General features: G+C 81.7%; 1 protein-coding gene. It reads left to right on the top strand.

Annotation, left to right across the window (positions count from 1 at the left end):
• The first annotated feature begins 440 nt into the window (after positions 1-440).
• Positions 441-1,700: an RDD family protein gene (locus EF918_RS38830; protein ID WP_260610999.1), complete on the top strand. Its 1,260-nt coding sequence runs from the start codon at positions 441-443 to the stop codon at positions 1,698-1,700.
• The last annotated feature ends 217 nt before the right edge of the window (positions 1,701-1,917 follow it).

Below are 1,917 nucleotides of genomic sequence, written 5' to 3'. Positions count from 1 at the left end.
GGCCGGGCCCGGCCCCGACCCCGGGCCCGGCCTCGGCTCCGTCGGCTGCGCCGTTCCCGTCGCCCACTCCGGCCCCGGGCCCGGCCTCCGCCGTGGCCCCGGGGTCGGCCCCGCACTCCTTCCCCGCCACGGGCCCGGCAGCGGCCCCGGGCCAGGCACCGGCCCGGGGCGCCGACCCGGGCCGGAGTCCGGCCTCCGCCGCGGCCCCCGTCTCGGCCGCCGGCCAGGGCCCGGGCCAGGGCCCGGGCCAGGGCCCGGGCCAGGGCCCGGGCCAGGGCCCGGCCTCGGGCGCTGCCCCGGGGCCGGGTTTGGCTCCGGCCCCGGCGCCCGGCTCCCTCCCGTCGCCCGCAGGGTCCCCGGACCCGGCGTCGACCCGGGGGACGGGCCCGGCCGGGGCGCCGGGGGCCGGGTCGGGGGTGTCGCCGTGGCAGGCGGATCTTGTGCATCAGTCGGGGTTCGGTGGGCCCCGGGACCATCGGGTCTCCTGGGGCTCCGCGCCGGACGACGCGCCGGCCCCGGACTCCGCCCCCCGCTCCACCGGCCGCCACGCCGCTCCGTCCGGCCGCCCCGCGTACCCCGTGGCCCCGGACGCCGGCCGGGACGCGTCGGGGACCGCGGCCTCCGCCGAGCACGCCGTCGCGGCCCCCGCGGGGAGCTCCGGCGTCTCCTTGCGCCGCTCCCCGGAACCGGTCGAACCGGATGCTCCCGAAGCCTCCTTCCGCCGTGCCCAGGCGCCCGCGCCGGCGGTGTCCTGGCCCTCGGCGCCGGCCGGGAGCGGAGCCACCACCTCCTGGCCGGGTGTCACCGAGGAGCCGCCGGCGGCACGTTCCGGCACGCGGTGGCCGGACGCCGAGGAGGACGGCCGGCGGCCCGGCCCGGTGCCCGGGACCCGTACCTCCGCCCCGCCGTGGCGGGCGGCGGCGGACGGCGCGGACGGCCCGGCGGTGGCCGCCGGGCCCGGGCTCGCCGCGCGCCGTCGGACGGCCGAGGCGGGCGGTGACACCGGATGGCCCCGCAGCGCCCCGGCCGACGCCGGCAAGCCCGGGAACGGTGCGGCCGGGGACCGCAGAGGTGGGGCGGCGGGCGGCGCGAGCGGCCGGTCCGGGCCGGGCGGTGACGAGGCCGCCCCGCGGGGGAGCGGCTCTGCCCGGGCCGCGGCAGCCGGCCCGGCCGCCATGCCCTCGGCCGCCGCCACCCGGGAGGTCTTCGAGCGGATGGCACGGCCCGAGCCGAAGCCGGCCGGGTACCTGCGGCGGCTCGCCGCCCGGGCGGTCGACGGGGTCGTGCTGGGCGGCGTAGCGGTGGCCGTCGCCTGGCCGTTGGTGCCGGCGGCGGCCGCGCACCTGCGGGCCAAGGTCGACGCGGCCGCGGCCGGCGGCGGTGGCAAACCCGTCACGGTGTGGCTGATCGACGCCACGACCGCCGGCCAGCTCGCCGTCGTCCTCGGCGCCGTCCTGCTCTTCGGCGTGTTCTACGAGGCCTGGCCCACCGGCCGCTGGGGCCGGACCCTCGGCAAGAAGCTGTGCGGCGTCCGGGTGCTGGCCGTGGCCGGCCGCCGTCCGCCCGGCTTCGGCCGTGCGCTGCGGCGCTGGCTGGTGTACGCCCTGCTCGGGTTGCCGGGTGCCCTGTGGGCCCTGGCCGACCGGCCCTGGCGGCAGGCCTGGCACGACAAGGCGGCGCGCACGTTCGTCGCCCGCTGAGCCGACGTCCTCCTCCGAACGGCCGCTCTCCCGTTGCGGGACGGGAGACCTGAGGTTCGACTCGGGCCATGAGCACCGACCAGCCGCCACCGGGCCAGTCACCCGAGGACGACCCGTTCCTCAAGAGACCGAAGGACCCGACGTCGCCTCCGCCCCCCTCGCCCCCCGGCGGTGAGGGGGGCGGAGGCGACGTCGGGTCCTTCGGTCTCTTGAGGAA

It is taken from the genome of Streptomyces sp. WAC06614 (assembly GCF_003949795.1).
Taxonomy (GTDB): domain Bacteria; phylum Actinomycetota; class Actinomycetes; order Streptomycetales; family Streptomycetaceae; genus Streptomyces.
This window is presented reverse-complemented; position numbering and strand designations above follow the sequence as displayed.